The sequence below is a fragment of the Janthinobacterium sp. UMAB-60 genome (assembly GCF_900095235.1).
Lineage (GTDB): Bacteria > Pseudomonadota > Gammaproteobacteria > Burkholderiales > Burkholderiaceae_D > Janthinobacterium.
This window is the reverse complement of sequence record NZ_LT607497.1, coordinates 142,935-149,984: the sequence shown is the minus strand read 5'-3', so window position 1 is coordinate 149,984 and position 7,050 is coordinate 142,935. Positions and strand designations below refer to the sequence as shown.

7 protein-coding genes are annotated in these 7,050 nt (G+C 60.4%); 2 read left to right on the top strand and 5 right to left on the bottom strand.

Annotation, left to right across the window (positions count from 1 at the left end; all coding sequences use genetic code 11):
* Positions 1–108 precede the first annotated feature (108 nt).
* Positions 109–1,407: a leucine-rich repeat-containing protein kinase family protein gene (locus K0F86_RS23020; RefSeq protein WP_219136485.1), complete on the top strand. Its 1,299-nt coding sequence runs from the start codon at positions 109–111 to the stop codon at positions 1,405–1,407.
* Positions 1,408–1,460: 53 nt separating this feature from the next.
* On the opposite strand, the gene K0F86_RS23015 is transcribed toward K0F86_RS23020, so the two are convergent.
* A complete protein-coding gene (locus K0F86_RS23015) occupies positions 1,461–2,720 on the bottom strand; it encodes a nitronate monooxygenase (protein ID WP_071078790.1) in 1,260 nt (419 codons plus the stop codon).
* 195 nt (positions 2,721–2,915) lie between these two features.
* Positions 2,916–3,401 (bottom strand): YajQ family cyclic di-GMP-binding protein, encoded by a 486-nt coding sequence (locus K0F86_RS23010; RefSeq protein WP_219136476.1) that lies wholly within the window; start codon positions 3,399–3,401, stop codon positions 2,916–2,918.
* Positions 3,402–3,586: 185 nt separating this feature from the next.
* Here K0F86_RS23010 and murB point away from each other — a divergent pair, with 185 nt between their 5' ends.
* Positions 3,587–4,615: a UDP-N-acetylmuramate dehydrogenase gene (gene murB / locus K0F86_RS23005; RefSeq protein ID WP_219136475.1), complete on the top strand. Its 1,029-nt coding sequence runs from the start codon at positions 3,587–3,589 to the stop codon at positions 4,613–4,615.
* Here murB and K0F86_RS23000 read toward each other — a convergent pair whose 3' ends face one another.
* The 3 genes from K0F86_RS23000 to cheB are packed head-to-tail and all read right to left on the bottom strand — an operon-like array spanning position 4,616 to position 7,043.
* Positions 4,616–4,930: a pyrimidine/purine nucleoside phosphorylase gene (locus K0F86_RS23000; RefSeq protein ID WP_219136474.1), complete on the bottom strand. Its 315-nt coding sequence runs from the start codon at positions 4,928–4,930 to the stop codon at positions 4,616–4,618.
* A 24-nt stretch (positions 4,931–4,954) separates the two neighbouring features.
* Positions 4,955–5,980 carry a diguanylate cyclase gene (locus K0F86_RS22995; RefSeq protein WP_219136473.1) on the bottom strand — a complete coding sequence of 342 codons (1,026 nt, stop codon included), beginning with the start codon at positions 5,978–5,980 and terminating at the stop codon, positions 4,955–4,957.
* 10 nt (positions 5,981–5,990) lie between these two features.
* Positions 5,991–7,043: a chemotaxis-specific protein-glutamate methyltransferase CheB gene (gene cheB, locus K0F86_RS22990; protein ID WP_219136472.1), complete on the bottom strand. Its 1,053-nt coding sequence runs from the start codon at positions 7,041–7,043 to the stop codon at positions 5,991–5,993.
* Positions 7,044–7,050: the final 7 nt, after the last annotated feature.

The following is a 7,050-nucleotide window of genomic DNA, read 5'->3' as shown; positions in this document are numbered from 1 at the left end:
ATACGCAGTAGAGAAAAACCCCGCCAGCAATGGTGGGGTTTTTTTTCGTCTGGTGGTTTTAGCCATACCAGCACTTGCCGGGTTTTTGAAAGGGATATCTTGTCTGCTGTGCATACACTGGAGCAATTACGCACTGGCCAACTGGCCGGCGTGCGCCGTCTGACGCTGTCCTGTGGCTTGAGCGACTTCCCGCGTGAGATATTCGACTTGGCCGACAGCCTGGAAATTCTTGATTTGTCGGGCAATGCGCTGTCCTGCCTGCCTGACGATTTGCCGCGCCTGCACAAGCTGCGCATCATTTTTTGCTCGGATAATCTGTTCACCACTTTGCCTGCCGTGCTCGGTTCCTGCCAGAAACTGAGCATGATCAGCTTCAAGGCGAACCAGATACGCCACGTGCCGGCCACAGCCTTGCCACCCAGGCTGCGCTGGCTGACCCTGACCGACAATGCCATCGAAGTCTTGCCGGATGAACTGGGCAAGTGCGGGCAATTGCAGAAACTCATGCTGGCGGGAAATTGCTTGGCCAGCTTGCCCGCCTCCCTGGCCAATTGCCGCCAGTTGGAACTGGTGCGCATTGCCGCCAACCGTTTCACGGCGCTGCCCGACTGCCTGCTGTCTTTGCCGTGCCTGAGCTGGCTTGCGTACGCGGGCAACCCGTTCACGGAAGCACGCGAACTGGCAACCCTGACCGATGCCGGCGCGGCGGGTGTAGCCTGGCCCCGCCTGGCATTGGCGCAGCAGCTGGGCGAGGGCGCATCGGGCGTGATATACCGTGCCCGCCTCGATGGGCGTGATGATGTCGCCGTCAAAGTATTCAAGGGGGCGATGACCAGCGACGGCTTGCCACGCAGCGAAATGGCCGCCTGTGTCGGCGCGGGTGCTCATCCGGGCCTGATTCCCATTCTTGGGACGCTCGATGGGCATCCGCAACAGGCGATGGGCCTGGTCATGCCGCTCATCGATGCTGCCTTCCGCAACCTGGCCGGTCCGCCCAGCCTGGTATCATGCACGCGCGATGTGTATGTCGATGGCGTGCACTTTGATGCACCACAAGCCTTGGCCATTGCCCATGGCATCGCCTCGGCCGTGTGCCAGTTGCATGCGCGCGGCATCGTGCATGGTGATTTGTATGGACACAATATCCTGCATGCGGATGCCGGCGCCTGCCTGCTGGGCGACTTTGGCGCGGCGTCCATGTTTGCGCCCGGCTCGTCGCAGGGGAACTTACTGCAGAGTATAGAGGCGCGCGCCTTTGGCGTGCTGCTGGGCGAGTTGATCGCGCATTGCGCGACGCCCTTGCCGGCCCTGCAGGCCGTGATGGATGCTTGCCTGCAGGAAGACGTGCTGCGGCGGCCACAGTTCGACATGCTCGAGCGGGCATTGCGGGACATGCTCCCCGCATAAAAAATGGCGCAACCTTCGCAGGCTGCGCCATTTTTATTTCAGGCTGAGAATATTCAGCCTTGGACTGCTTTTTCCGGCAGGGCGATCTGGTTGTCGACGCTGAACTGATAATCCTTGAAGACGTGTTCGGCCGTCAGGATCTGGTATTCGCCGTTGTCCAGCTTGTGCGTGGTGTCCTTCAGGCGATACGTGTAATGGCCGCAGGTCCAGCAGTTGAAGTTGCGCATGTGGGTGCACAGGCACGTCTTGTCCATCACGACGACGGTTTTTTGTTCAGGATGGGCCGCCACTTCGCGGTTGTACGAGTTGATGTACGCGCAATTGCCCGTCGCGTCGAGCAGGTAGCCATACGATTCGCAGCCTGGACGGATGCCGGCGCCGATGGCGGGCGTGTTTTTCAGCATGCGCATCGGGTAGCCGGTCGGCGAGACGCCGTTGACGATGATGTCTTCTTCCGAGGCCTTGTAGTATTCCTGCTTGACCTTGTTTGGCAAGCCGCATTCCTCGGTGACGGTGAAGCGCGTCGCCACTTGCACGCCAGCTGCGCCCGCTTCCAGGAAGGAGACGGCATCGCTGCCCGTGAAGATGCCGCCGGCGGCGATCAGCGGGATGTCCAGCTGTTCCGTCTTCAGGTAGGCGAGGATTTCGGCGGTAATCGTGTGCAGGTCGTAATTGGCCCAGTCCATGCCGAAACCCAGGTGGCCGCCGGCCAATGGTCCCTCGACGATGATGAAGTCGGGCAGGCGGTCCAGCTTGGCGTTCTTGCGCAGGAAAATCTGCAGGGCGCGCACGGACGAGACGATGATGCCCAGCTTGGCATCGCGGAAACGCGGATGGTCGGCGATCAGCGCAAACGAGCCGAAGTGCAGGCCGGCCGACAGGGTGATACCGTCGATGCCTGCGTCCAGCGCCGCATTCAGGCGCACGCGCAAGGTTTCGCGCGGGCCATTCATAGTCAGCTTTTCCATGCAATTGACGAAGATCAAGCCATCGCCTTTTTTCGCTTCCATGGTGCGGCCGATATGCAGGCGCTGCGCTTCCGCCAGGCGGCCCAGGTCGAACTGCACCACGGCCTTGTCGCTGTTATTGATGTTGAACTTGTACAGTTTCGTCTTGTCTTTGACGAAGGTGGTGTCGAAACGGCGATCCGACACATCTTCCACCATGGCATCGGAGATATGCCCGATACCGTTCAGCCGGGCCGCTTCCAGGGCCAGCTCCGACGTGGAAATATCCACACCCATTCCGCCTATCATGATGGGCACATATTCTTTTTTGCCAAATCGCAGGCGGAAATCATCAACACGTTTCATTGCTATCCTTAGACTACCGTGGTTATCACTGAGCCAGATGTACGGTCAAGCCCGCTGCCGGTCGGGCGCGCGGGCGCATGTAGCTGTGCGCAGCTTCAATTCTACCCCAAGCGGGCAGGCTCGCCGGGGCGGCTTGCCAGCATGCCGGTGCAAGCGCGGGCCGGATCGCGCACCTCATCGGGCATTTAAGCGAAATTAATCGCGGAAATTGTTAAATTCCAGCGGCATGTCGGGCACGTCCTTGCGCAGCATGGTCATGGCCGCCTGCAGGTCGTCGCGCTTGGCGCCCGTGACGCGCACGGATTCACCCTGGATGCTCGCTTGTACCTTCATCTTGCTGTCCTTGATGACGCGCACGATTTTCTTGGCATCATCCGATTCGATGCCATTCTTGATCTTGATGATCTGCTTGACCTTGTCGCCGCCGATCTTCTTGATATCGCCTTCGTCGAGGAAGCGCACATCGACCTTGCGTTTGGTCAATTTGTTCGTCAGTACGTCGCGCACCTGGCTGAGCTGGAATTCCGAGTCCGCAAACGCGGTCAATTCGTTTTCCTTGTGTTCGACGCGGGCGTCGCTGCCCTTGAAGTCGAAGCGGGTCGTGATTTCCTTGTTGGATTGCTCGACGGCATTCTTGACTTCGATCATATCGGCTTCGGAGACTACATCAAATGATGGCATGGTCTGTTCCTTTTCTTGTTAAAGCGAGCGCGCGCTCGGCGCACTGGGCCTTGGCGGCTGATTCTGCGCCATGGGACGGCCCTGTTAAAGATGCGACATTTTAACGGACAACGGGCAAGTCGCCCTTGTCCTGAGGTGGTTTTTTGTCGCTTTCGCTCTATAATCGAGCAAAATTCCCCTATCCCATGCATCCAGAGCTCACCATCGAACATAATTACTCCCTCCAGCGCCTGAATACCTTCGGCATCACGGCCAACGCGGCCACCTACGTACGCATCACTTCGCAAGCCGAATTGCAGGCCGCGCTGCAAGATCCCGCCTTGTCCGCCATGCCGCACCTGATACTGGGCGGCGGCAGCAACATCGTTCTGACGGGCGATTTTCCCGGCGCCGTGCTGCACATGGCCACGCGCGGCATGCGCCTGGCGCAGGCGGACTTCGAGACCATCCTCGTCACGGCCGCCGCCGGTGAAAACTGGCACGACTTCGTGCAGTGGACCCTGGCGCAAGGCGTGGGCGGGCTGGAAAACCTGTCGCTGATCCCCGGCACGGTGGGCGCGGCCCCTATCCAGAATATTGGCGCGTATGGCGTTGAAATCAAGGATTATCTGCATAGCGTGAGCGTCATGCACAGCGCCAGCGGCATCGTCTTCGACATGGACCGCGACGCTTGCCGTTTCGCTTACCGTGACAGCATCTTCAAGCAGGCGGACGGGCGCGAGCTGATCGTGCTGGAAGTGACGTTTGCCTTGCCGGCCGAGTGGCAGCCGAACTTGCGCTATGCGGAACTGGCACAGGCCGTGGCCGAGCGCAATCTTGCCGAACCGACGCCGCAACAGGTGGCTGAAACGGTGATGGCGATACGTCGGCGTAAATTGCCCGACCCGGCCGTGATCGGCAATGCGGGCAGCTTCTTCAAGAACCCCGTGGTGTCACGTGAGCAGTGTGTGGCCTTGCTGGAACGTTTTCCCGCGCTCGTCCACCATGCGCAGCCCGATGGTACGGAAAAACTGGCGGCCGGCTGGCTGATCGATCAGTGTGGCTGGAAGGGAAAAAACCTGGGGCCCGCGGGAGTGTATCCCAAGCAGGCGCTGGTTCTGGTGAATAATGGCGGCGCTCGTGGCGCGGACATTACCCGGCTGGCGAAAGCGATACAGGATGACGTCGAGGCGAAATATGGCGTGCGCCTGTCGCCCGAGCCTGTGTTTGTTTAATCAGGCAAAATGGCAGACGTAATCGAGCGTCTCCACCGTTTCAATATCAAAATGGCTATTGCCCGGCACCTTGAATTGCTGGCCCGCGGCATAGCTGTTCCATTCTGTCGCGTCGGCCAGGCGGACCTTGCACAGGCCACCGACGATTTCCATCGTTTCCGGCGCGCCCGTGTTGAAGCGCAGCGATGACGGAAAAATCACGCCCACGCTTTTCTTCGTGCCATCGGCCAGGATGACATTGTGCGAGACGCACTTGCCGTCAAAGTAGATATTCGACTTTTTGACGACGCTGACATTGTCCAGTTGTGTGCTCATGCTTCACTTTCCTTCAGTTAAAAATCAGTCTTCGACGTCATCGGCGCTCAACACGCTGTTGCGTCCGCCGCGCTTGGCCGCGTACAGGGCCTGGTCGGCGCGGTTGATCAGTTGCTCGACCGTAGAGTCCGGAGACGGCACGATGGTGGCCACGCCGATCGAGATGGTGACGATGCCCGTGCTGGTCGCCGGGTTCTCGATCTGCAAACCCTCCAGGTGACGCCGGCACGCTTCGGCGATCAGCAAGGCCCCTGCGGCCTGCGTTTCGGGCAGGATCAGGGCGAATTCCTCGCCCCCATAGCGGGCTGCCAGGTCGGCCGGGCGTTTCAGATGTTCCGTCAGCACGGCGGCCACTTTTTTCAGGCCCAGATCGCCCGCCAGGTGGCCAAAGTGATCGTTATAGCTTTTAAAATGGTCGATATCGCAGAAAAGCAGGCTCAGCGGCGACTTGTCGCGCTGGCCCCGCTGCCATTCGAATTGCAGGGTTTCATCGAAGCGGCGGCGGTTGGCGATGCCTGTCAAGCCATCGAGGGCGGCAAGTTTTTGTAATTCAATATTCGCATCGGCCAGGTTTTTTTGGCTTTCGCGCAGGAAGCGAAATGCCTGGTCGCGCTGCAGGCGGCTGATGTGCGCGTTGGAATGGTAGCGTATGCGTGCCAGCAATTCCAGGCGGTCCGGCAGTTTCACCACGTAATCATTGGCGCCGACGGCAAAGCTGTGGGCCTTCAGTTTCGGGTCATCCTTGGCCGACAGCACGATTACCGGCACATGCGCGAGCGCCGCGTGTTCGCGGTACAGCTGGATCAAGGCGAAGCCGTCGATGCCCGGCAGCACCAGGTCTTGCAGGATGACGGTCGGTTGCAAGCGCAGCGCCGTGTCCAGCGCCTGCGTGGCGTCGGTCACGTAATGAAACTCGATATCCTGCTGGTCGCTCAGCATGCGCCGGATTGCCTCAGCAATGATCAACTGGTCGTCCACCAGCAGCACGCTGACCTTGAATTCGGTCAATGCGGGCTCATGCAGGGTGAAACTGGAGGAAAATTCTGGCATTGCATTCTTTTCAGATGTTAGGGGAGGGCTCCCACCCATTGTTGAGTTTTGCGCCCAGGCGGTTGCGCAGGCTGGCGCCTATTCTATCCAATGGCAGGATTTGTTGCGCTGCATCGAGTTCGGCCGCGGCGCGCGGCATGCCATACACGGCACTGCTGGCCTGGTCTTGCGCTATCGTTGTCTTGCCCGCGCGGCGCATGGCCAGCAAGCCGTCGCCGCCATCGCGGCCCATGCCTGTGAGCAACACGCCGATGGCGTCGCCGCGCCAGTGCTGTGCCACGCAATGAAAGAAGACATCGACGGAAGGACGGTAAACATAGTCGCGTGGTGCCGCATCGTAACCCAAACGATAATTTTGATCTAGCAGCAAGTGATCATTGGTCCTGGCGACCAGCACGCTGCCGGCCACCAGTTCGTCGCCCTCGGCGATCACGCGCACCGGCATGTCCAATTGATCGTCCAGCCATTTGGCGAAGTGCGAGGCAAAGGTTTCATCGATATGTTGCACCACCACGATGGCGCAGCCGGGCGGCGCCGTCCAGCCGGACAGCACCTTGGCCACCGCTGACGGCCCGCCCGTCGAGGCGCCGATGGCCAGCAGCGTCGACACCTGGCCGTCACCCCGTTCGCCGCCATTGCCGTTTGCCTGGCGCGGCGGCGGCGCTTCGGCGCTGTGGCGTATCAGCTTGCCGATGGTCTTGATCTTGGCCAGCAGTTCGCTGTCGCCACCCACTTCCCCCTGCAGCACGGGCGTGGCCGTGACGTCGAGCGCGCCGGCGCCCAGCGCGCGGAAGACCTGGTTGACATTGTCCTGCGGGCGCCCCGTGACCACCAGGATGGCGCACGGGCTTTGCTCCATGATCAGGCGCGTCGCTTCCACGCCATCCATCTCCGGCATGTTCAGGTCCATCAGGATCAGGTCGGGACGGTTGCCCTCGCACATGCGCACTGCCTCCAGTCCCGTGCGGGCGATCCACAGCACCTGGTGCTCCTGCGTGCTGGCGACCACCCGGCGCAGGGCCTCGGCGGCCATGGCGACATCGTTAACAATGGCAATTTTCATGAAGTAC

Excerpts from the sequence above, each read along its gene's own strand:
- K0F86_RS23015 (WP_071078790.1), bottom strand. The coding sequence starts at position 2,720 with ATGAAACGTGTTGATGATTTCCGCCTGCGATTTGGCAAAAAAGAATAT.
- K0F86_RS22995 (WP_219136473.1), bottom strand. The coding sequence starts at position 5,980 with ATGCCAGAATTTTCCTCCAGTTTCACCCTGCATGAGCCCGCATTGACC.
- cheB (WP_219136472.1), bottom strand. The coding sequence starts at position 7,043 with ATGAAAATTGCCATTGTTAACGATGTCGCCATGGCCGCCGAGGCCCTG.
- murB (WP_219136475.1), top strand. The coding sequence starts at position 3,587 with ATGCATCCAGAGCTCACCATCGAACATAATTACTCCCTCCAGCGCCTG.
- K0F86_RS23010 (WP_219136476.1), bottom strand. The coding sequence starts at position 3,401 with ATGCCATCATTTGATGTAGTCTCCGAAGCCGATATGATCGAAGTCAAG.
- K0F86_RS23000 (WP_219136474.1), bottom strand. The coding sequence starts at position 4,930 with ATGAGCACACAACTGGACAATGTCAGCGTCGTCAAAAAGTCGAATATC.